Raw genomic sequence first — 20,935 nt, forward strand, 5'->3', positions numbered from 1 at the left:
CCCCGCCGGCGATGGGCCGTGGGGCGTGGCGCTGGGCGGATGAGGACGCGCTGGCCGGGGGGCGAAGTTTACAAAGGTTACACCGTGTAACTTTCGATTTTGACATTTTGTGATGGTTTGTCAGGTGCTTATTGACGATTTGCGAAAGTTACACCTTGCGCGCAAAAATCAAGCGTGCCGGGGATAGGCGGAGCTACGATGCGAAAGAGCGGCGCTGGTGCGGCACGGATTTTAGCAGGGGGTGGAAGTGTAGGAAACCGGGGCCGACATGGCGATCATCGGCAGCACGATGTCAGATCGCCTGTGCGGGGGGACCGGTGCTGTCAATTTAATGCACTATCACCGTAATTATGAAGGTGGCGGCGACGATTCCTGCTGGAGATGGGCCTTGGGGCTGGGAGGGTGATCGGTGAAGGAGGGAAGTCCGCTAGACCAGCGATTACATCAGCCCCTCATTTCGACCATGGGCTTCCCTTCGACCATTCTGAGCCATAAGGTGATCGGGTATAGGACAAGCGATGGCGATTCACTTCAAAACTACTACACCAAAAAAGCTTCTTGCTACTTACAAGAAGGCGATTGACGACGAGCATATTGAAACGTGGTCGTACGATGGTGAAGGCGACTTTACTCACACCGCCCCACAATGGTTTGAGAAGGCTTGGCTTAGACCGAAAATTACGGACGGTTCAGAGTTGGTATTTTACATTCTTGCGCCCCGTGAAACCAAATTGACTTCAGCCGAGTACGCCATTTATCATGGACGCTTCATTGAGTCATTTTTGCTGCATTGCGACACTTTGTTTTATGAGGCATGTGCCAGCGCAATGCCAGAAAACGGCGACGTTACGTGCTGATGAATGGTAACTATTTTTTTATTGATGGCTCGGCTCTCATGGCGCAAATTCGCCAACTTCAACGCGCCCAGCCAATATTCAAGAATAGAAAGTTGTGTGTTCACACATTTGTCAATTACCAGATGCGATCGCTGTTGGATTTGCATGGGGGAAATTATAAAAGAGCTACGTTTTATTTTGCGAGCGGTGATGAGGCCAACGTTGGTGAATTCTTCCGTTCCCCGGAGTACGCCACTCCAGGCAAGGTTCGCGACTTGCAATTTAAGTATTGCGGACATAAATTAAAGAAATCTGCTGAATTTGAGAAATTCGTAGATGAATTAGTCCCCCCGAAATTCCACAATAGATTCCAAAAGAGTGAAAAAGGGGTCGACATTGAAATATGCTGCGATGCGTTAAAGTTGGCTAGCGCATCGCGGTTGGAAAGACTTTTTCTTTTAACTAACGATGGTGATTTTCTACCGTTGTTTAGGGCGATCAAGGAGTTTGGGGCTAATATCAGTTTGATACATTTGACGTCTTCGATTCCGCCCAACATGGATTTGGTGCGGGAGGCTGATACCTACGATGTTGTTTCGGACTTGAAACTGAACGAGATGTTTTTCCCTCAAGAATTTATGGATTTGGCGCTATTATCGAATGATGAAAAAGACAAAAATCGAGAGACTGAATTAGAGGTCCGGTCAGAAAAGCCCGAGGCCGCTCCGTCTGATCTTGATACGGTTGTGGATCCATCAGAACAAGAAGGCTAGCTGCCGCCTTTCACACTCGCAGCAAATTTATCTCCAAAGCCAGCACTTTGCTGAAGCGACAGGTATGCTTTTGCAATTTCTTTGTATTTCAAAGATGGTATGGATTTTCGAAATTCACGCTATGCTCGCGGCAACCACCCCATCCTCCCAAAGTACAACTGCCCAAAGTCCAATACCGCGCCGGGCGCGTCCGGCTCATCTTCCGTCCCAGTCGAGCCAACAAACGACTGTAACCACCAATAGGGGGATGGATGATGATCTCCAGGATCATGCTGCGCGGCACTGTCGCGCTTGGCGTTCTGGCGGCTACGGCCGCGCCGGCTTTTGCCGGCAGCAGTGAGGCGCTGCTCAAGCGGCTGCACGAAAAGGGCATCTTGAGCGACGAGGAATACAACGAGCTTCTGAGCGACGAAAAGTCCGAAGCGCGCGCCACGCCCGCCAGCGGTGGCGACGGGGCCGGGCTGGACCTGAGCAAGATGGTGAAGATGACCGACAGCGGCATCGGCCTGCAGGTCGGCCCGGCGACGATCAAGTTCGCGGGGTCGGTCAACGGGTTCTACGTCCACGACAATCCGGACACGCCTTCGGCCACCACCAGCGTCGTCGGCGGTGTCGCCAGCGTGGGCGGCAAGAATTCGAGCGCGGTCCGCAACGGCCTGCTGCCCGGCTTCCTGACCGTATCGGTCACCAGCCAGCAGGAAGGCTGGGATGTGGGCGCGTTCTTCGGGATGTATCCCGGCATCAACAGCACCGCGTGGGGCACGCTGGGTGCGAACAACGGCGGCCAGCCCACTGCGCTCGCCACCGCCGGGATCGATTTCCGCCAGACCTACCTGACGTTCGGACGCAAGAACGTGGGCACGTTCAAGATCGGCCGCGACATCGGCCTGTTCGGTTCCGAAGGCATCCTGAACGATATCACGCTGCTGTCCTCGGGCACGCCGGGCGGCAATGTCGCTCCGGGCAACACCACGCTCGGCCGGATCGGAGTGGGGTATATCTACACGGATTTCCAGCCGCAGATCACCTATACCTCGCCCAATTTCAGCGGGGTGCAGGCGTCCGTGGGCGTGTTCCAGCCGCTGCAGTCGCTGACGGGGCCGGCGCAGTCCGGTTCGTCCCCCGGCTTCCAGGGCAAGCTGACATATGACGGCAAGCTGGCCGGGGTCGGCACGCGGTTCTGGGTTTCGGGGGTGACGCAGAAGCACGATATCGTCACGGGCGGCAGCTATACCGGGCAGGGCATCGATGCGGGCGGCAAGGTGACGGCCGGGCCGATCGCCGTCACCGGGTATTACTACACCGCCAAGGGCCTTGGCACCACCGTGCTGGGGCTGTTCGATACCGATGCCGTGGGTAACCCGCGCAAGAGCAACGGCTTCTATGCCCAGGCGCTGGCCACTTTCGGCAAGATCGGCGTCGGCGGCAGCTACGGTGAAAGCTCGCTCAAGTACGCCAATGCCGCGGACGCTGCGGCCAATCCCGACCTGGTGAAGGTCAATTCCAGCTATGTCGGGCAGTTGCGCTACAACCTGACGAGCTGGGTGACGCTGATCGGCGAATACGTCCATTCGAAGGCCAAGGCGCATTCGGGCAACCAGGCGTCGAGCGACGCCATGGCGCTGGGCGGCATCCTGTTCTTCTGAACCGACCACCGAGAGCCCGGCAAGTTATCCCCACTTGCCGGGCGACCCCTTTCGCCCGGTCTTCCTCATAGCCGCAATCGCGCTAAGGCTGCCGATCTCTTTCCACCCGTCTTCCGTGAAAGTCGCAGATTATGGCAGACACCCACTACCTGGCGGGCCGGCTTGCCCGGTCGAGCGCCCCGCGCGCCATGGCGTTCGCGCTGATGGCGGCGCTGGCCCCCCATGTTGCCCACGCCGAGGAGGCGGACGGGGCGGCGATCATCGTCACCGGGCATGGGCTTGAACAGACGCCCGGAACCCCGGCCTATTCCACCGTGGAACTGGATCGCACGCAGATCACCGCATCGGCATCGGGCCGGGCGGAGGACGTTCTGTCCTCGGTCGCGGGTTTCCAGCAATTCCGGCGTTCGGACAGCCGATCCTCCAATCCTTCGGCGCAAGGGGTGACCTTGCGGGCGCTGGGCGGCAATGCCACCAGCCGTGCGCTGGTGCTGCTGGATGGCGTGCCGATGGCCGATCCGTTCTTCGGCTATGTGCCCTATCCGGCGCTGGTGCCCGAAACATTGTCGCGCATCCGCGTCACGCGCGGGGGCGGGTCGGGCCCGTTCGGGCTGGGTTCGCTGTCGGGCACGATCGAGCTGGAAAGCGCGGGGCCCGACGAGCTGGGCCTGATATCCGCCGATGCGCTGGTCGATCAGCGCGGCGAGACCCAGGTTTCCGGCAGCGTGGCACCGCGTCTGGGCGGCGGCTTCGCGGTTATTACCGGGCGCTGGGATCGGGGCGAGGGGTTCTGGACCACGCCGAAGGACCAGCGCGTGGCCGCGAGCGTGCAGGCGCGGTACGAATCGTGGTCCACCGGTGCGCGCATCGTCGCCCCGCTGACCTCGGACATCGAGTTGCAAAGCCGCCTGCTGGTGTTCCGCGATGATCGCACGCTGCGCTTCGCCGGTGCGGACAGCGCCAGCGAGGGCGAGGACGCCAGCATCCGGCTTGTGGGCCGGGGAGACTGGCAGTTCGATGCGCTGGGCTATGTCCAGGTGCGCAACTTCAGCAACGTGGTGATCTCCTCCAGCAATTTCCTCAAGTCGCTCGATCAGTACAAGACGCCATCGAGCGGGCTAGGCGGCAAGTTCGAACTGCGCCCGCCGGTGGGCGAGGGACGCAGCTTGCGCCTGGGGGTCGACTGGCGCCGGGCATCGGGGACGATGAAGGAGCGGGCCTATTTCACCAGCGGGCCCAATGTGGGCAAAGTTCGCGAGCAGCATGAGGCGGGCGGGGTCAATTCGGACGTGGGCTTTTATGCCGACGGCGACGTGACGGTCGGCCCGCTGGTGCTGACCGGTGGCCTGCGCGCTGACCGGACGCGCCAGGCTGGCGGTTACTACCAGGTGCTGGACCCCGCCGGGACGGTCACCAGCCGTACCGACTATGCCACCCAAAGCGACTGGACCGTGACCTGGCGCGGCGGGGCGCTGGTCCATCTGGGGTCGATCGCGGCGCTGCGCGCGGCGGCCTATACCGGATTGCGCCAGCCGACGCTGAACGAGCTGTATCGGCCTTTCACGGTGTTCCCGGTGGTCACCCGCGCGAATGCCGCGCTGACCGCCGAGAAGCTGCGTGGGTTCGAGGCGGGGATCGATCTGACCCCGATGGAGGGCGTGCAGATCACCGCCACCGCCTTCGACAACCGCATCCGCGATGCCATCGCCAATGTCACGATCGGCACGAACCTGCGCGAACGGCAGAACGTCGATCGCCTGCGTTCGCGGGGTATTGAGCTGGGCGCTCACGCCGCCACCGGCCCGCTGCGCTTCGACGGCTCGTTGACCTGGACCGATGCCGAAGTGCGCAACGGCGCGGCCTCGCCGCTGACCGGGATGCTGCCGTCGCAGACCCCCAAATTCGCCGCATCGGGCACGCTGGGTGTGGTGCCGGCCAAGGGCTGGGAAGTGGCGGCGACGCTGCGCCATGTCGGCAAGCAGTACGAGGACGATCTCCAGACCGACGTCCTGCCTGCGGCGACCACGCTCGACATGGTGGCGCGCGTGCCGCTGGTGGCCGGCGCATCGCTGACGCTGCGGGCGGAGAACCTGTTCAACGAAGAGATCGTGACGCGCAATTCGGGCGGCACGATCGACCTTGGCACGCCGCGCACGCTGTGGGCTGGGCTGCACTTCACGATGTAGGGGGAAGGGCATGCAGGCAGATCGTTACAACGCCGTTGCACGCCTGCTGCACTGGCTGATCGCGGCGATGATCGCGATCAATCTGGCGACCGGCCTGCTGCATGATCCGCTGGAAAAGCTGATCCGGCTGATGCCGTTCCACAAGGCGCTGGGGCTGACTGTGCTGGTGCTGTCCTGCGCGCGGCTGGGGTGGCGGCTGGCGTGGACCGCGCCGCCGACGCTGCCCGGCATGGGCGCGGCAGAGATTGCGGCGGCGCGCGGCGTTCATGTCGTGCTCTATGCGCTTATGATCGCAATGCCGCTGAGCGGATGGATCATGTCCTCGGCGAGCACTTATCCGCTGAGCTGGTTCGGGCTGTTCGCGGTACCCAAGCTGGCGGTGGCCAAAGGCAGTGCGCTGGCAGGGTTCGCGCATGAATTTCACGAGCTGGGTGGCTGGATCATGCTGGCGCTGGTGGCGGGGCATGCGCTGGCCGCGCTGCGCCACCATTTCATCCTCCGCGACGGCGTGCTGCGACGCATGCTGTAGGACCTCAACCTGGAACAACGAGGGACGGGATATGTCAGACACGGCACGCATTGCAGTGCTGCTGGCCGCGGCGTTGGCGGTGCCGGCGCTGGCGGATGAAGGCGCGACGATCATCGTCACCGCGCCGGGCGGCGATATCGATGGCGATGAAGCCAGGACGATCGGCGAAACGGCGCTGGCTGCGGCCGGCAAGCCCGATCTGGGCCGGGCGCTGGAGCGCCAGGTGCCGGGGCTTACCTTGTCGGAAGCGACCGGCAATGCCTGGCAGGCGGCGATCGGCTGGCGCGGGTTCTCGGCCTCGCCGTTGCAGGGCGCGGAGCAGGGTCTGGCGGTCTACCTTGATGGGGTGCGCTTCAACCAGCCGTTCGGCGATACTGTCCTGTTCGATGCGATCCCGGAAGCGGCGCTGGCGACGGTACGGCTGAACGAGGCGAACCCGGTGCTGGGCCGCAATGCGCTGGCGGGTTCGCTGGCGCTGGAAACCGCTGACGGCACCTCGCGCCCCGGCCTGCGGGTGCAGGTGGACGGCGACAGCGTGGGCAGCGCCGGCGGTTCGGTCTCGCTGGGCACGGCGCACGGGGATGACGATCTGCTGGTGGTAGCGGAGGCGCGGCGCGATCGCGGGTGGCGGCGGGCCAGCCCGTCGCGGCTGGCGCGGGTGCTGGCGAAGGGCCGCCACGCCGGGGATGGCTGGGGCATCGAGCTGTCCGGCCTGGCCGCCGCGACCAATCTGACCGGCAACGGCGTTGCCCCGGTGGAGCTGCTGGCGGCAGACTGGAAAGCCGTGTTCACCCGGCCGGACCGGACGCGCACCCGGTTCGCCCGACTGGTGGCGGCACCGTGGATCGCGGTCGGCACCACCGGCCGCATCGAACTGCGCGTCCACGGTCAGGTGTTGTCTCGCCGCAGCGCCAACGGCGATCTTGCCGACTTCGGCCCCTGTGACGACGATGCCGGCCATCTGTGCCTGGGAAGCGATGACGATGGCTTCACCGATCCGCTGAGCGCGGGCGGCGTGCCGGTCGCGGCGGTGGCCGGGGTTGACGATTACGCCGCGTTCAATCGCGGGCGCGAGCGGACCCGCGCCGGCGGGGCGACCCTGCAATGGCTTGATGTGCGCGAGACCGGCCACGGCACCCGGCGGCTGGCGCTGGGGGCAAGCTGGGAACGGGCGCGCACCCGGTTCGGGGCGACGAGCGAACTGGGCGAGCTGGACGAGGATCGCGCGGTCACCGGCCTCGGGCTGGTGCTGTCAAGCGCGGACGGCACGGTGGCCCCCGTAGACGTGCGCTCCGCCCTGACCGACCTGGCGTTGTTCGCCAGCGCCGAACTGCCGCTGACGTCGCGGTTGGGCGTCGATCTGGGCTTGCGCTGGGCCCGCAACCGGGTGGTGCTGACCGACCGGATCGGCACGGCGCTGAACGGCGCGCACCGGTTCAGCCGGATCAACCCGTCGATCGAACTGGACTATGCGCTGGGGGACGGACTGCGCTTCAGCGCCGGGGTCGCGCGCACCAGCCGCAACCCGACCCCGGCGGAACTGTCCTGCGCCGATCCCGATGCGCCCTGCACGCTCGCCAATTTCTTCGTTGCCGATCCCCCGCTCAAGCCGGTGACGGCGCGCAACTGGCACGCCGGGGTGGCGGGGGAAGCCGGCGGGCTGAACTGGCGCGCGGGGCTGTGGCGCGCTGATACCCGCAACGATATCCGCATGATCGCGTCGCAAGTGCGCGGGCGCGGCTATTTCGCCAACCTCGGCGCAACCCGGCGCGAGGGGCTTGAGCTGTCGGCGCGGTGGCAGCGGCCGGACAGCGGCTGGCACCTTGCGGGAAGCTATGCGCTGACGATGGCGCGGTTTCGCAAGGCCTTTGCCCTGTCCAGCCCGGCCAACCCGGCGGCGGACGAAGACGGGCTGATCGCGGTGCGGCGCGGGGACGCTCTGCCCGGCGTGCCGAGACATGCGCTGGATGCGGAACTGGGGCGCAGCGGTGCGGGCTGGGACCTGGCGCTGCGGATGCGGGCGCGTGCGGGCCAGTATCTTGTGGGCGATGAAGGCAACGACAATCGCAAGACCCCGACCTATGCGGTGTTCGACCTGACCGGGCGCGCCGCGCTGACGCCCGCGATCTCGCTGGTCGCCGAACTGCGCAACCTGCTGGACCGGCGCTACGCCACCGCCGGGGCGTTCGCCGAGATCAATGATATCGAGCTGGCGGAAGCGCCCGAGGCATCCGACCCGCGCGCCTATGCTCCCGGTGCGCCCCGGCGGCTGACGGTATCGCTGCTGGCGACGTTCTGAGCCGGGGCGAGCGGCCCGCCGTCAAGTCAGCTTGGGCGCAAGTCCCGGCTCTGCCCTGGCCATTGCCCGCTGGTATGCCGGGCGGTCCCCGATCCGGCCGAGATAGGCGAGGATGTTGGGATAGCCATCCAGCGGGAAGTCTGCCAGCACGCGCATCGTCGTCAGCGCGAAGCCCATCATGATATCGGCCAGGGTCAGTTCGGTGCCGCCGAAAAAGGGTGACGTGGCCAGCCGTTCATCGGCGAGTCGCCAAGCCTTGGCTTTACGATCCATGGCGAAGGCCGCCGGTTCCGCCCCGGCGCGCAGGCAGGCCACTTCCATCATGCTGTTGGCCATGAAAGTGCCGTTGGAAAAGTGGAACCAGAACAGGTGCCCGGCGTAATCGGGGCTGTCGGGCGAAGGAATGAGCCGGCCATCGCCATGTTTGACAGCGATATATTCGCAGATGGCGGCGCTTTCGCCCAGCACCAGATCGCCGTCGGTCACCACCGGGGCAATGCCCATCGGGTGCAGCGCCTTGTATTCCTGGGGGGCGAAGCCATCGTCCGCCCGGCGTTGATAGAGCTTGAGATCATAGTCGATCCCCAGCTCTTCGCAGAGCCAGACGATCCGTTCCGATTGCGATAAACCCAAGTGGTGAACGGTCAGCATGTCGTTTCCTTTGGCCGGAATTGCGTTTCATTGAGCACCATATCGGCCTGGATCGGCTGGCGGGTCATAGCTTTTTCTAATGACGCGTGGAGCGAGCGAAGGAGCTAGGGTCCGGGCCCTAGACTTGCTGCGCAGCATGGAGGATGCCCGATGATCATCAACCTTGGTTTCTACAAGCGCCGCGCCGATCTGACGCACGAACAGCGCACCATGATACGCGGAGCGCACGAGACCGCGCCCGGATGGGAAAGCGTTGCCGTTATCTGACCCGCTTTTTGCACGAAGCCGCAAGAGACGGCCGTGCGCTTACCGGAGAGAACGATGCCCGCCGTATTTCACCATACCAACATTGTGTCCCACGATCCCGATCGCCTGGCCCGGTTCTACATTGATGTCTTCGGTTGCGAACGCGAAGGGCCGGAGCGCCATCTGTCTGGCGACTGGATAGAGCGGGGCACCGGCCTTGCCGGGGCGACGATCACCGGGGTGATGCTGCGCCTGCCCGGCTTCGGGCAGACCGCCCCCCGGCTGGAGATCTTCCGCGTCGCCGGGGCCGAAGCTGCCGCGCCGGCGCAGGTCACCCGCCCCGGGCTGATGCACTTGTGCTTCGAGGTAGATGATGCGCAGGAAACGCTCGATCGCATCCTTGCCGCAGGTGGCCGGGTGCTCGGCGAAATCGTCGATTCCGGCGAGGTCCCCGGAGTGGGCCGGGCGGACTTCGTCTATGCCCGCGATCCGGACGATAACATCGTCGAACTGATTGCGTGGAACCGGATCGCCCCGCCCTCCTGAGCGCGGCGTGGCCAAGGCTGACCGACCGTTCGCTCGCAATACCGAAAAGGAACCCGCCGGTGCAGACCATCGCCATCACTGACGACGCCTGGAGTGACCTGAGCGCGTGCGTCGCGCCGGGCGTACCGATCGTATCGCTCAATCTGCTGCGGTTCCGGGACACCGCGCTCTATCCAGAAGGGAGCGGCCACGCGCCGTGCAGCGGCCGGACCGCGTATTATGATCGCTACGCCAGTGTTACCGTGCCGATCGCGCTGGCGCTGGGGGGCAGGCTGTTGCTGAGCGGATCGGCCGTCAGCCACCCGATCTGCCCGCCGGGCGAGCACTGGGACGATATCCTGATGCTGGAATATCCTGATATCGGGATGCTCCTGGGGCTCGGTGCTGACCCGGCCTATCAGGAAAACGCGATCCACCGGACCGCCGCGCTGCGCGATTCGCGGCTGCTGGTGATCGTCAGGAACGAGCTGGCCGGCGGCGACTGACGCAGCCGCCCTTCACGCTGCCATCGCGGCGGCGGCTCCAGGGATGTCGCGCGCCTTGATGCCGCGAATCTGCGCGAGATCGCCTTTGAGGACATCGAGCGCGTCGGATTCCTTCGGCGTCAGCTTGGCGGTATCGAAGTGGCGGATCAGCACTTCGAGCGCATCGGCGATATGGCCCAGTTGCTTGCCGTAGCTACCGACCTCGTCGAGGATCCGGCGCTCGGTCTCGGGGTAGCTGGTTTCGCCCAGCGAGATGTTGATGAGACCGAGCTGGTTGTGATCGATATTCCACGTCCACGGGTTGATCGCCTGCCACAGCTTGTCCGGCGCGAGGCTGACCTGGAAGGGATTGGCATCGGCCGGGGCAAGCGAAAAAGCGGGCATGGGCGGCACCTCCTGACGGGCGGGATCGATCGCCGCGCAGTCTATCATGTCGTCAAGCCGCCGCACCAGCGATAGAAACTCTCGCCACCGCAGGCGCTTGGAGCGGGTCGCGATGGCCGGGGCTGCCGAATCGGCTTCAAATTGCGCGCCAGACGTCTAAAGCACCAGCCATGGTCAACCCGCACGATCCGCACCTGCTCGCCAAGGCCGAAACGCTTGTCGACGCCCTGCCCTATCTCCAGCGCTATGCCGGCCGCACTTTCGTGGTCAAATACGGCGGCCATGCGATGGGCGATCCCGACCTGGCGCACGATTTCGCGCAGGATATCGTGCTGCTCAAGGCCGTGGGCATCAATCCGGTGGTCGTCCACGGCGGCGGCCCGCAGATCGGCGCGATGCTCAAGAAGGTGGGCGTGGAAAGCCGGTTCATCGACGGCCTGCGGGTGACCGACAAGGCCACAGCCGAAGTGGCCGAGATGGTGCTGTGCGGCGCGATCAACAAGGAAATCGTCGGCTGGATCGCCAAAGCCGGCGGCAAGGCGATGGGCATTTCGGGCAAGGACGGCGGCCTCGCCATCGCCCGCAAGGTCGAACGCACCAGCAAGGACCCGGACAGCAACATCGAGAAGGTCGTCGATCTCGGCTTCGTCGGCGAACCGCACCGGATCGACACCACGGTGATCGAGACGATCTCTGCCGCCGGGATGATCCCGGTGATCGCCCCGATCGCACCCGGAGCCGATGGCGAGACCTACAACGTCAACGCCGATACGATGGCCGGGGCGATCGCCGCCGCGCTGGGCGCGGCGCGGCTGTTCCTGCTGACCGACGTGCGCGGCGTGCTCGACAAGCAGGGCGAGCTGCTGACCGACCTCAGGCCCGCCGATATCGCCGCGCTGCGGCAGGACGGGACGATCTCGGGCGGGATGATCCCCAAGCTCGAAACCTGCATCCACGCGGTCGATGCCGGGTGCGAGGCGGCCGTCGTGCTTGACGGGCGCGTATCGCATGCCATGTTGCTGGAAATCTTCACGCAGGAAGGGGCCGGTACCCTGATCCGTGCGGGATAAATCCTTGTTCCCGGGGGCGATTGCCCGCAAGGGGACGGTACGGAGCAGGCGAGACTGAAAGGCATCCTGAAACCCATGCGCATCGACACTGCACGTCCGCCACGGCGCATTGCCCTGTCGGCTACAGTTGCCGCCGCAGCGCTGCTGCTGACCGGATGCGGCGGCGGCGATCCTGCGGCCGCACCCAGCGGCGATGCGGTCGGCCTGCTGGAAACCGATGCGCCCTCCGCGCTGCCCTCGGGCGATCCGAGCGGGACCGGCAGCAGCGCCATCGCCACCGGGCTCGATAGCGGCGCGCTGCGCGAACGCGCCGACCCCGAACGCCTGCTGCGCTACTACACCAACGCCATCCGCATCGGTGACTGGGCCAGTGCCGCCCGCGCGTGGAGCCTCGATGCCCAGATGACCCCGGCCAAGCTGGAAGCCGAATTCGGCGGTGCCGCCGGGCCCAAGCTGGCAGTGGGCAAGGGCGATGTCGAAGGCGCGGCGGGCTCGCTCTATTACGAAGCGCCGCTGGTGGTCGATTTCGCTGACGGTCGCGCGTCGAAGCGCGGCACGATCGTCCTGCGCCGCGTCAACGACGTGCCCGGGGCGAGCGAGGAACAGCTCAACTGGCGGATCGAGCGGACGTCAACGCTGCTTTAGGTCGTAATCGCGGGCAATCGCCTCGCGCTCTTGCCCCGACCCGGCCGCCTCGGCTATCAGCCGGTGCCTATTCCCAGTGAAAGGGCACGTCCTTCATGCTCGGCGGTCTGTTCAACGCCCTCATCTATCTTATCCAGGTCCTCCAGACGATCATCCTCGTCCAGTTCGTCCTGGCCCTGCTCATCAATTTCAACGTCGTGAACATGAGCAACGATTTCGTCGCGGCGATCTGGCGCGCGCTGAACGCGCTGCTCGATCCGCTGCTGGCACCGATCCGGCGGATCATGCCCAATACCGGAGCGATCGACTTTTCGCCGATGGTGCTGCTGATCGGGCTGACGGTGATCGTCAAGCTGCTGGAACCGATGGTCTATTATGGCTGAGGTGATCGACGGCAAGGCCTTCGCCGAAGGCCTGCGTGAACGTATCGCGGTGGCGTCCACCGCGTTCACCGCAGCGGCGGGCCGCCCCGCCGGGCTGGCGGTGGTGCTGGTGGGCGAAGACCCGGCCAGCCAGGTCTATGTGCGCAACAAGGGCAAGCAGACCGTCGCCTGCGGCATGGCCAGCTTCGAACACAAGCTGCCGGCCGACACCACAGAGGCCGACCTGCTGGCGCTGATCGCGCAGCTCAACACCGATCCGGCCGTCGATGGCATCCTCGTCCAGTTGCCGCTCCCCGCGCACCTGAACGAGCAGACCGTGATCGCCGCGATCAATCCCGACAAGGACGTGGACGGCTTCCACGTCGTCAATGTCGGCCGGCTCGCCACGGGCATGCCCGGCTTCGTGCCGTGCACGCCGCTGGGCTGCGTGATGCTGCTGCGTGACCGGCTGGGCTCGCTGGCGGGCATGGAGGCGGTCGTCATCGGCCGCTCGAACATCGTCGGCAAGCCGATGGCGCAACTGCTGCTGGCGGAAAGCTGCACGGTCACCGTGGCGCACAGCCGCACGCACGATCTGCCCGCCGTGGTCAGCCGCGCCGATATCGTGGTGGCAGCGGTCGGCCGCCCGGAAATGGTCAAGGGCGCATGGCTGAAGCCCGGCGCGACCGTGATCGATGTCGGCATCAACCGGGTCCCGGCGGCCGAACCGGGCAAGACCAGGCTGGTCGGCGATGTCGATTATGCCTCTGCCAGCACCGTCGCCGGAGCGATCACCCCGGTTCCGGGCGGGGTCGGGCCGATGACCATCGCGGTGCTGCTGCGCAACACCCTCGTCGCCGCGCACCGCAATGCCGGCGTTGTCCTGGACGAGAGCGCGCTGTGAAGCGCGCCGGGCCGCTCGCGCTGGCGCTCGCCTGCGCGGCTGCCTTCGCCGCGTCGCCCGCCGCCGCCCGCGATCGCCCGCCGGGCCGGGCCGGAGCGGGCACCGCCAATCCGAGCGCGCTCGTCGCCGCCGAGATCGCCTTCGCCCGCGCCGCGCGGGAAAAGGGCCAGTGGACCGCCTTTCGCGAATTTGCCGCCGACGGTGCGGTGATGTTCACTCCGCAGCCGGTGCTGGCGCGTGCCTGGCTCAAGGACCGCGCCAACCCCGCCACCGCGCTGCAATGGCAGCCGGACACCGTGTGGATGAGCTGCGACGGCACGCTGGGCGTCACCCGCGGCACCTGGCAGCGGCCTGACGGGACCACCGGCTGGTTCACCACGGTCTGGCAGCGGCAGAGCAAGGGCCGGGGCAAGGGCGGCTATCTGTGGCTGCTCGACCAAGGCGACAGTGCCGCCGCGCCGAGCGCGCCCGACGACATGCTCCACGCCAGCGTCGGCGAATGCCCGGCACGCGGCAGCCGCACCGGCCCGCCGCCCGGCGATGAAACCGCGGAAGACGACGCCCCGCCGCAGCCGCCCGGCAAGACCGGCGGCGGCACATCGCGCGACGGCACGCTGGGCTGGCAATGGTCTGTCGCCGATAACGGCGCGCGGCTGTTCACCGTCACCCTGCGCAAGGGCGGGGCGATGGTCGAGGTGCTGCGCACCCAAGTGGCGGCGGCACCGGCCGGATGATGGAGCTGTTCACCTCGGCCTTCGTCACCCTGTTCGTGATCATCGATCCGCCGGGCTGCGCGCCGATCTATGCCGGGCTGTCGGCCGGGGCGAGCCGCAGCCAGTCGGTTTCGATGGCCGCACGGGCCTGCCTGATCGCCGCCGCGATCCTGCTGTTCTTCGCGTTGTTCGGCGAGGATCTGCTCAATTTCCTCCACATCGAGCTCAACGCGTTCCGCATTGCCGGCGGCATCATGCTGTTCATGATCGCCATCGACATGGTGTTCGAAAAGCGCACCCAGCGCCGCGAACAGCGCGCAGAAAAGATCCGGGCCCACAACACCGAAACGCCCGAGGTAGAGGATGTCTCGGTGTTCCCGATGGCCATGCCGATGCTGGCCGGGCCCGGATCGATCGCGACGATGATGCTGCTGTCGGCGCGCGCGCAGGGTCTGACGCAATCGCTGACGGTGCTGGCGGCCATGGCCAGCGTCATGGTGCTGAGCTTCCTCGCGCTCGCCAGCGCCGGCCCGCTGATGCGGGTGCTGGGCGACAAGGTGGAAGCGGTCATTACCCGCCTGCTCGGCGTCCTGCTGGCCGCGCTGGCGGCGCAATATGTGATCGACGGCGTGAAAGTGGTGCTGCGCACGTAGGGTGCGGAAGACTGCACCCTTTGCCCTGCCCCGTTCGTGTCGAGCGAAGTCGAGACATGCTCGCGCCGGGTGTCTCGACTTCGCTCGACACGAACAGGATCCGGCCAGAGACGAAGGTCAAGATCAGGCCTTCCGGCCTTACTGCAGCGTCACTCCGTCCTCGTCATCGTCATCCACGCGGTGGCCGAAGAACTGCATGAGCTGGACCAGCAGCTCGCAGCGAACCGATATCGTTTCCGCTTCCAGCAGCGCCTGCTTGGCCGCCGCATCGAACGGCGCGATCTGCGAGACGCCGTTGATCAGCGCGACGTCATCCAGCCGCGACACCTGATCCCAGTCGATCGAATAGCCCTGCGCATCGGCAAACCGGCGCGCCTCACGCTCGAAGCTGGCGCGCTCGATCGGAGCCAGTACGCAGCTCTCGTCCTCCTCCAGCAGTTCCGCCTCGACCTGGCGGAACGGCGTGGTCACGGTCAGTTCGCGCAGGACGCGGAAGCGCTTTTCGCCTTCGAGCACGATATTGAAGCGGCCGTCGTCCAGCGCCTCGACATCCTGGATACGGCCCAGGCACCCCACCGCGAACAGCGGCGCGCCTTCCTCCGCGCGCACCGGCTGGATCATGCCGATGCGCCGGTCGCGCGCCAGGGCATCGCTGATCATCGCCCGATAGCGCGGCTCGAAGATGTGCAACGGCAGTTGCAGCCCGGGATAGAGCAGCGCGCCGGACAGCGGAAAGATCGAGACGCGCGCCACCCGCGTCAGCCGAACAGGATGGTCGACAGCTTGCGCCGCGTCGTCGTCGCCCAGGGGTCTTCCAGACCGACCACCTCGAAGATCTGCAGCAGCTTGGCCTTGGCGGCACCCTCGTTCCATTCGCGATCGGCGCGGATCATCGCCAGCAGCGTGTCGGCGGCGGCATCGCGCTCGCCGCTGGCGAAAGCGGCACTGGCGAACGCGAACTGCGCGTCCATGTCGGCCGGCCGCTCGGCAGCAGCCTTGCGCAGGTTCTCCAGCTCGGCATCGGCGGGTTTTGCACGCGCGAGTTCCAGCGCCGCGCGGGCGCGTTCGATATGCGCGTCACCGGCCATCTCGGGCGCAAGCTGGTCCAGCACGCCTTGCGCTTCGTCCAGCCGTCCGGCCATGACCAGCCCGCGCAGCAGCCCGGCGGCGGCCTCTGCGTTGTCCGGTGCCATGTCGAGGATCTGCATGAAAATGCTCGCCCCCCGCTCGCCATCGCCCCCGGCCAGCGCTTCCTCGCCCATCGCGATCAGCGGGGCGAGATCGGCGGCGGGCGGCCCGGCCTGCACCGGCAGCTTGGCCAGCAACTGATCGAGCACCCCGGCAAGCTGGCTCTCGGTGCGGGCGCTGGTGAGGTCGGCCACGGGCTGCCCCTGGAACAGCGCGTAGACGGTGGGGATGGAGCGCACCTGGAACTGCGAGGCGATGAACTGGTCCTCGTCGACATTCACCTTGGCGAGGATCACGCCCTTGTCGGCATAGTCGGCGGCGACCTTTTCCAGCACCGGCGTCAACGCCTTGCACGGCCCGCACCATTCGGCCCAGAAATCGAGGATGACGAGCTGCGTCATCGAGGGTTCGACGACATTCTTGCGGAAGCGATCCACCGCCTTCTGCTCGTCGAGGTTCAGCCCCATGCTGGCCAAAGTCCATGCTCCCGTCATTACCGCCCGCAAAAGATCGCTGGCCCTGCTGTAAATCGGTCCTGCGCGGCCGTTTGTGAAGGGTCAAAAGACAATTGCACGGGGGGCTGCGGGCGAGCGCGCGATTTTGTCGTTTTCCCTCTTGCCGGGTTCGGAATCGACTGCTAGTGGCGCGCCTCCACCCCGGACCCGCCGGCTTCGCCCGCGCGGTTCGAGACGTCAGAGCGGGCGTAGCTCAGGGGTAGAGCACAACCTTGCCAAGGTTGGGGTCGAGGGTTCGAATCCCTTCGCCCGCTCCAGTTTTCCTCCGAAAATCAGATATTTAGAAATTCGCTGAGGCGGAAAATCTTATTACGCGCACCTGTCAAAAGGGCAAAGTAATAAGGACGTAATATGCCGGGACCGCATTCTCGGGCATCTCCGGCGTGCAATCGGCGGGCCTTTCCAACCGCATCCGCCCGAGACACCAACCATTCCGAGGCTTTTTCCCGGCGATCCGCTCGCGCGCGATTAGAGGTCGCCTCGGGGTGCGCCGCTCCGGCGTCACGTCTTTCGAAGGGTGCGGTCTCATCCCGCGAGAGGTAGAGGTCCGAGGGAATTCCGTGACGGGTTAAGGTCTGGGAGAGAGGCTCCCGGCACCCGTCATGGAGATGTCCCATGACCCAGGTGCAAGTTCTGGACGCCGCGCGCGAAGGCGCTGGCGGCTACAAGGTGGATGTGAGCCGGGGAGAACGCGTCGGACGGGTGTCCTCGGAGTGGTTTTCCCGCCCGGCCGATGAGCGCTATCTCTCGCTGTCGGACTTGTTCGCCGCCGTCCATGGCCGCGCCGAGCGCAGCCGGACGCGGACGGTCGAGAGCGCGGCGATCAGGGTGGAAGCGAGCCGCGACGATGCCGAACGCCTCGCCCTGATGCTGCCCGGCTCGGACCGGCCAGTTGCGCCCACCCATTGGAGCTTCGGCCAACTTGCCAGCCTGGTCGGCGCGCCGGCGGCCTACCTGCGCCAGCTTCCCGCGCCGCTTGCCGGGATCAACCTGCAATATGGCCTGACCTCGCATCGTGCGGAGCAGGTGAAGACGCTCGAGACCGACGATGGCCGGACCGAACTGCGCGCCGTCACCGGCCCTGACTATGGGCGCATCCATGACCACGAACTGGTCTCGGCGGTACAGCGCATCGCCGGCAACGGCACGGGCGATACCCGCTGGAAAGTACCCGGCGTGCTCGACTGGTCGACCGGCATCTATAATCCGTGCGTCGACGTCACCCAACACACGACGACGCTCTACGCCTCGGACCGCGATGTCTTCCTGTTCCTCGTCGACGATCTCAATCCGATCGAGGCCGGCAAGCTGCCCGACGGATCGCCCGATCTCTACTTCCGGGGCTTCTATTGCTGGAACTCGGAAGTGGGCGCCAAGACGCTGGGCATCGCCAGCTTCTACCTGCGTGCCGTGTGCCAGAACCGCAACCTGTGGGGCGTCGAGCAATTCGAGGAGATCACGATCCGGCATTCCAAATATGCCGCCTCGCGGTTCGCCCATGAAGCGGCTCCGGCGCTGACCCGCTTTGCCGATTCCTCGCCCTTGCCCTTCGTCAACGGCATCAAAGCAGCGCGCGAGCGCGTCGTCGCCGGAAGCGATGAGGACCGCGCGGATTTCTTGCGCAAGCGCGGCTTCTCGAAGGCCGATACCGCAAGGATTATCGGCACCGTGCTTGCCGAGGAAGGTCATCCGCCCTCGAGTGTCTTCGATTTCGTGCAGGGCATCACGGCGGTGGCGCGGGACAAGGCCCATCAGGATGCCCGGCTCGACATGGAGGCGCGGGCGAAGAAGCTGTTCGACCGCGTGACCTGAAACCCGGAAGCCGGAGGCACAACGACTGTGTCTCCGGGCGTCGGCGGGTGCGTCTGCCTTCTGCCTTCGTTCGTGCGGCGCCGTCCTCGAGTAAGAGGGCGGCGCTTCGCTTCGTGACGGGTTGAAGGCCGAGAGAGAGAGGCTCCCGACCGCCCGTCGCGGAGTATATGTCATGGCTACTGCTGCGAAGAAGATCACCCTGTCGTCCTCGCGCGACATTCCCTTCAACAAGCTCTTGCTGAGCCAGTCGAACGTCCGGAAGATCAAGGCCGGCGTCTCGATCGAGGAACTGGCCGAGGACATCGCCCGACGCGGCCTGCTCCAGGGCCTCAGCGTCCGGCCCGTCACCGACGACGCCGGAGCCGAGACCGGCATGTTCGAGATCCCGGCTGGCGGTCGCCGCTACCGCGCGCTCGAAATCCTCGTGAAGCAGAAGCGTCTCGCCCGGGTCGCGCCCGTGCCCTGCGTGGTGCGCGAGGACGGGATCGCCGAGGAGGACTCCTTGGCCGAGAATATCCAGCGCGCGCCGCTGCATCCGCTTGACCAGTTCCGCGCCTTCCTTGCGCTGCGCGAGAAGGGCCAGTCCGAGGAGGAAATCGCCGCTGCCTTCTTCGTCTCGGTTAACGTCGTCAAGCAGCGCCTGAAGTTCGCCTCGGTCTCGCCAAGGCTGCTCGACGTCTATGCCGAGGACGGCTTGACCCTCGACCAGCTCATGGCCTTCACCGTCTCGAGTGACCACGAGCGTCAGGAGCAGGTCTTCGACCGGCTGAGCCAGTCCTACGACAAGCAGCCCTATGCCATCCGGCGTATGCTGACCGAAGGCGCCGTGCGGGCCTGCGACAAGCGGGCGCGGTTCATCGGCCTCGACGCCTATGTGGAGGCCGGCGGATGCGTGATGCGCGACCTGTTCCAGGGTGACGATGGCGGTTGGCTCCAGGACGTTGCCCTGGTCGACATGATGGTGACCGAGCGGCTCAATGAGGAAGCGAACGCGATCGCCGCGGAAGGCTGGAAGTGGATCGAGGTCGCCCCCGACTTCCCCTACGGGCACACTCACGGGCTGCGCCAGCTTCGCGGCGAACCCGTCGCACTGACGGATGAGGAGGAAAAGGCCTGCGATGCCTTCTAGGCCGAACTCGACCGGCTGACCGAAGAATATTCGGAGGCCGACGAACTCCCCGACGACATCGACGAGCGCCTGGGTGAAATCGAGACGGCGCTCGAAGGCTTCGAAGCGCGACCGATGCGGTTCGAGCCGGACGATGTCGCGCGGGCAGGCGCCTTCATCAGCATTGCGCCTTCCGGCACCTTGCGTGTCGAGCGCGGCTATGTGCGTCCCGAGGACGAGCAGCCGATCGAACCGGAAGGCGACGAAGCCGGGGCCGCCGACGCTACTGCGGCAATGGCCAGTCGCGCCGATGACGGCTTCGTCACCGCCGAAGTTGCGCAGGCGCCGATTGAGCCTGAGGAGGACGAAGGCCTGACGCCGATCCCGGACCGGCTGCTGACCGAGCTGACCGCGCACCGCACGCTCGGCTTGCGCCAGGCGCTTGGCGAACGGCCCGAGACGGCCTTCCTCGCCGCGCTTCACGCACTGACGCTCAAGGTGTTCTATCACTACGGCTCGGACAGCTGTCTCGAGCTCGATCTCAAGAGCGTCAGCTTCGGGGCGCAGGCGCCGGGATTGAACGACAGCACTTGCGCCGAGGCGATCTCCAAGCGGCACGAGCGCTGGGCAGCGGCCCTTCCCAAGGAATCGGAGGATCTGTGGGATTCTCTTGGCGCCTGGGACGATACGCGCCGGGCAGCGCTCTTCGCCCACGTCGTCAGCCTTTCGATAAATGCGGTCCACGAAGCCTGGAACCGTAGGCCGCGCGCGCTCGCCCATGCCGATCGTCTGGCCAGGGCCGTCGATCTCGACATGGCGGCCGCAGACTGGCGCCCCAGCGTTGATACCTTCTTCGGCAGGGTGACCAAGGCGCGCATCCTGCAGGCGGTCGCCGAAGCGAAGGGCCAGGACGCCGCCGATCGGATCGCCCATCTCAAGAAGGGCGACATGGCATCGCATGCCGAGGCGCTGCTGGCGGAGACCGGCTGGCTGCCCGAGCCGCTTCGCACGGTCCACGCTGAAGCTGGCGAGACGTCGTCGGACCAATCCGGCGATGAAAGCGCGGGGATCGCACAATCGGCGGAGGACGGCGGCAAAACGGATATGGGCGAAGTCGAGCCCGTCGGCGACAATGAACCCGCCGACGTAGAAGTTCACGCGATAGCCGCCGAATAGTTTGCCGTAACTCGCGAAAACTGGCCCGCCGGGCCTTTTCTCATGGAGGAGACCCCATGGCCCGCGACGCCCATAATCTCGCCCGCGCCCTTGTCGACCGGGCCGAGCATGTCTGCAGGTACTATCTCGCCAGCGGCACGCGACAGGGCAACTACTGGCAGGTCGGCGACGTTCGCAACACGCCTGGGCGATCCATGTTCGTCCGCCT

General features: G+C 65.7%; 19 protein-coding genes, 1 tRNA gene and 1 pseudogene. 17 read left to right on the top strand and 4 right to left on the bottom strand.

Going from position 1 to position 20,935, the window contains the following annotated elements:
* Positions 1-518: 518 nt before the first annotated feature.
* The 6 genes from IE122_RS10315 to IE122_RS10340 all read left to right on the top strand — a co-directional run bounded on the left by IE122_RS10315 (position 519) and on the right by IE122_RS10340 (position 8,269).
* Positions 519-857, top strand: coding sequence for a hypothetical protein (locus IE122_RS10315; RefSeq protein ID WP_189621088.1), 339 nt, complete (start codon positions 519-521; stop codon positions 855-857).
* Positions 857-1,609, top strand: a complete 753-nt coding sequence (locus IE122_RS10320; RefSeq protein WP_189621089.1) for an NYN domain-containing protein — start codon at positions 857-859, stop codon at positions 1,607-1,609. Before IE122_RS10315 ends, IE122_RS10320 begins: the two co-directional genes overlap by 1 nt.
* Positions 1,610-1,863: 254 nt before the next feature.
* Positions 1,864-3,255: a porin gene (locus IE122_RS10325; RefSeq protein WP_189621131.1), complete on the top strand. Its 1,392-nt coding sequence runs from the start codon at positions 1,864-1,866 to the stop codon at positions 3,253-3,255.
* Positions 3,256-3,386: 131 nt separating this feature from the next.
* On the top strand, positions 3,387-5,441 hold the full coding sequence (locus tag IE122_RS10330) for a TonB-dependent receptor (protein WP_229813991.1): 2,055 nt from the start codon (positions 3,387-3,389) through the stop codon (positions 5,439-5,441).
* A 10-nt stretch (positions 5,442-5,451) separates the two neighbouring features.
* Positions 5,452-5,970 carry a cytochrome b gene (locus tag IE122_RS10335; RefSeq protein ID WP_189621090.1) on the top strand — a complete coding sequence of 173 codons (519 nt, stop codon included), beginning with the start codon at positions 5,452-5,454 and terminating at the stop codon, positions 5,968-5,970.
* A 31-nt stretch (positions 5,971-6,001) separates the two neighbouring features.
* Positions 6,002-8,269 carry a TonB-dependent receptor gene (locus tag IE122_RS10340; RefSeq protein WP_189621091.1) on the top strand — a complete coding sequence of 756 codons (2,268 nt, stop codon included), beginning with the start codon at positions 6,002-6,004 and terminating at the stop codon, positions 8,267-8,269.
* A 21-nt stretch (positions 8,270-8,290) separates the two neighbouring features.
* Here IE122_RS10340 and IE122_RS10345 read toward each other — a convergent pair whose 3' ends face one another.
* Positions 8,291-8,920: a glutathione S-transferase family protein gene (locus IE122_RS10345; protein WP_189621092.1), complete on the bottom strand. Its 630-nt coding sequence runs from the start codon at positions 8,918-8,920 to the stop codon at positions 8,291-8,293.
* Between the two features lie 321 nt (positions 8,921-9,241).
* Here IE122_RS10345 and IE122_RS10350 point away from each other — a divergent pair, with 321 nt between their 5' ends.
* Positions 9,242-9,712, top strand: a complete 471-nt coding sequence (locus IE122_RS10350) for a VOC family protein (protein ID WP_189621093.1) — start codon at positions 9,242-9,244, stop codon at positions 9,710-9,712.
* Positions 9,713-9,771: 59 nt separating this feature from the next.
* A complete protein-coding gene (locus IE122_RS10355) occupies positions 9,772-10,197 on the top strand; it encodes a DUF1330 domain-containing protein (protein WP_189621094.1) in 426 nt (141 codons plus the stop codon).
* A gap of 12 nt (positions 10,198-10,209) precedes the next feature.
* Here IE122_RS10355 and IE122_RS10360 read toward each other — a convergent pair whose 3' ends face one another.
* Positions 10,210-10,581: a hypothetical protein gene (locus IE122_RS10360; protein WP_189621095.1), complete on the bottom strand. Its 372-nt coding sequence runs from the start codon at positions 10,579-10,581 to the stop codon at positions 10,210-10,212.
* A gap of 170 nt (positions 10,582-10,751) precedes the next feature.
* On the opposite strand from IE122_RS10360, the gene argB reads away from it, so the two are divergent.
* The 6 genes from argB to IE122_RS10390 all read left to right on the top strand — a co-directional run bounded on the left by argB (position 10,752) and on the right by IE122_RS10390 (position 14,928).
* A complete protein-coding gene (gene argB / locus IE122_RS10365) occupies positions 10,752-11,651 on the top strand; it encodes an acetylglutamate kinase (RefSeq protein ID WP_189621096.1) in 900 nt (299 codons plus the stop codon).
* A 75-nt stretch (positions 11,652-11,726) separates the two neighbouring features.
* Entirely contained in the window at positions 11,727-12,296 is a 570-nt protein-coding gene (locus IE122_RS10370; RefSeq protein ID WP_189621097.1) for a hypothetical protein, read from the top strand.
* Between the two features lie 95 nt (positions 12,297-12,391).
* Positions 12,392-12,679 (top strand): YggT family protein, encoded by a 288-nt coding sequence (locus tag IE122_RS10375; RefSeq protein ID WP_189621098.1) that lies wholly within the window; start codon positions 12,392-12,394, stop codon positions 12,677-12,679.
* Positions 12,672-13,562, top strand: coding sequence for a bifunctional methylenetetrahydrofolate dehydrogenase/methenyltetrahydrofolate cyclohydrolase FolD (folD, locus tag IE122_RS10380; RefSeq protein WP_189621099.1), 891 nt, complete (start codon positions 12,672-12,674; stop codon positions 13,560-13,562). The genes IE122_RS10375 and folD overlap by 8 nt, the downstream gene beginning before the upstream one ends.
* Complete coding sequence (locus IE122_RS10385; protein ID WP_229813993.1) at positions 13,559-14,296, top strand: hypothetical protein; 738 nt, start codon at positions 13,559-13,561, stop codon at positions 14,294-14,296. Before folD ends, IE122_RS10385 begins: the two co-directional genes overlap by 4 nt.
* A complete protein-coding gene (locus IE122_RS10390; RefSeq protein ID WP_189621100.1) occupies positions 14,293-14,928 on the top strand; it encodes a MarC family protein in 636 nt (211 codons plus the stop codon). The genes IE122_RS10385 and IE122_RS10390 overlap by 4 nt, the downstream gene beginning before the upstream one ends.
* A 138-nt stretch (positions 14,929-15,066) precedes the next feature.
* Here the strand turns inward: IE122_RS10390 and IE122_RS10395 are convergent, their stop codons facing one another.
* Positions 15,067-15,681 carry an LON peptidase substrate-binding domain-containing protein gene (locus tag IE122_RS10395; protein WP_229813995.1) on the bottom strand — a complete coding sequence of 205 codons (615 nt, stop codon included), beginning with the start codon at positions 15,679-15,681 and terminating at the stop codon, positions 15,067-15,069.
* 5 nt (positions 15,682-15,686) lie between these two features.
* Positions 15,687-16,583: a tetratricopeptide repeat protein gene (locus tag IE122_RS10400; RefSeq protein ID WP_189621134.1), complete on the bottom strand. Its 897-nt coding sequence runs from the start codon at positions 16,581-16,583 to the stop codon at positions 15,687-15,689.
* A 230-nt stretch (positions 16,584-16,813) separates the two neighbouring features.
* On the opposite strand from IE122_RS10400, the gene IE122_RS10405 reads away from it, so the two are divergent.
* From IE122_RS10405 to IE122_RS18560, 3 genes and pseudogenes are all read left to right on the top strand, one after another.
* Positions 16,814-16,888: transfer RNA gene (locus IE122_RS10405), tRNA-Gly, on the top strand.
* A gap of 358 nt (positions 16,889-17,246) precedes the next feature.
* Entirely contained in the window at positions 17,247-18,443 is a 1,197-nt protein-coding gene (locus IE122_RS10410) for a DUF932 domain-containing protein (RefSeq protein WP_189621102.1), read from the top strand.
* Between the two features lie 172 nt (positions 18,444-18,615).
* A pseudogene (locus IE122_RS18560) lies at positions 18,616-20,727 on the top strand (ParB/RepB/Spo0J family partition protein).
* Positions 20,728-20,935 lie beyond the last annotated feature (208 nt).

Source organism: Novosphingobium colocasiae, from assembly GCF_014652555.1.
GTDB lineage: Bacteria > Pseudomonadota > Alphaproteobacteria > Sphingomonadales > Sphingomonadaceae > Novosphingobium > Novosphingobium colocasiae.

Excerpts from the sequence above, each read along its gene's own strand:
- IE122_RS10400 (WP_189621134.1), bottom strand. The coding sequence starts at position 16,583 with ATGGGGCTGAACCTCGACGAGCAGAAGGCGGTGGATCGCTTCCGCAAG.
- argB (WP_189621096.1), top strand. The coding sequence starts at position 10,752 with ATGGTCAACCCGCACGATCCGCACCTGCTCGCCAAGGCCGAAACGCTT.
- IE122_RS10375 (WP_189621098.1), top strand. The coding sequence starts at position 12,392 with ATGCTCGGCGGTCTGTTCAACGCCCTCATCTATCTTATCCAGGTCCTC.
- IE122_RS10320 (WP_189621089.1), top strand. The coding sequence starts at position 857 with ATGAATGGTAACTATTTTTTTATTGATGGCTCGGCTCTCATGGCGCAA.
- IE122_RS10315 (WP_189621088.1), top strand. The coding sequence starts at position 519 with ATGGCGATTCACTTCAAAACTACTACACCAAAAAAGCTTCTTGCTACT.
- IE122_RS10330 (WP_229813991.1), top strand. The coding sequence starts at position 3,387 with ATGGCAGACACCCACTACCTGGCGGGCCGGCTTGCCCGGTCGAGCGCC.
- IE122_RS10345 (WP_189621092.1), bottom strand. The coding sequence starts at position 8,920 with ATGCTGACCGTTCACCACTTGGGTTTATCGCAATCGGAACGGATCGTC.
- IE122_RS10350 (WP_189621093.1), top strand. The coding sequence starts at position 9,242 with ATGCCCGCCGTATTTCACCATACCAACATTGTGTCCCACGATCCCGAT.
- IE122_RS10390 (WP_189621100.1), top strand. The coding sequence starts at position 14,293 with ATGATGGAGCTGTTCACCTCGGCCTTCGTCACCCTGTTCGTGATCATC.
- IE122_RS10410 (WP_189621102.1), top strand. The coding sequence starts at position 17,247 with ATGACCCAGGTGCAAGTTCTGGACGCCGCGCGCGAAGGCGCTGGCGGC.
- IE122_RS10340 (WP_189621091.1), top strand. The coding sequence starts at position 6,002 with ATGTCAGACACGGCACGCATTGCAGTGCTGCTGGCCGCGGCGTTGGCG.
- IE122_RS10335 (WP_189621090.1), top strand. The coding sequence starts at position 5,452 with ATGCAGGCAGATCGTTACAACGCCGTTGCACGCCTGCTGCACTGGCTG.
- IE122_RS10360 (WP_189621095.1), bottom strand. The coding sequence starts at position 10,581 with ATGCCCGCTTTTTCGCTTGCCCCGGCCGATGCCAATCCCTTCCAGGTC.
- IE122_RS10325 (WP_189621131.1), top strand. The coding sequence starts at position 1,864 with ATGATCTCCAGGATCATGCTGCGCGGCACTGTCGCGCTTGGCGTTCTG.
- folD (WP_189621099.1), top strand. The coding sequence starts at position 12,672 with ATGGCTGAGGTGATCGACGGCAAGGCCTTCGCCGAAGGCCTGCGTGAA.
- IE122_RS10370 (WP_189621097.1), top strand. The coding sequence starts at position 11,727 with ATGCGCATCGACACTGCACGTCCGCCACGGCGCATTGCCCTGTCGGCT.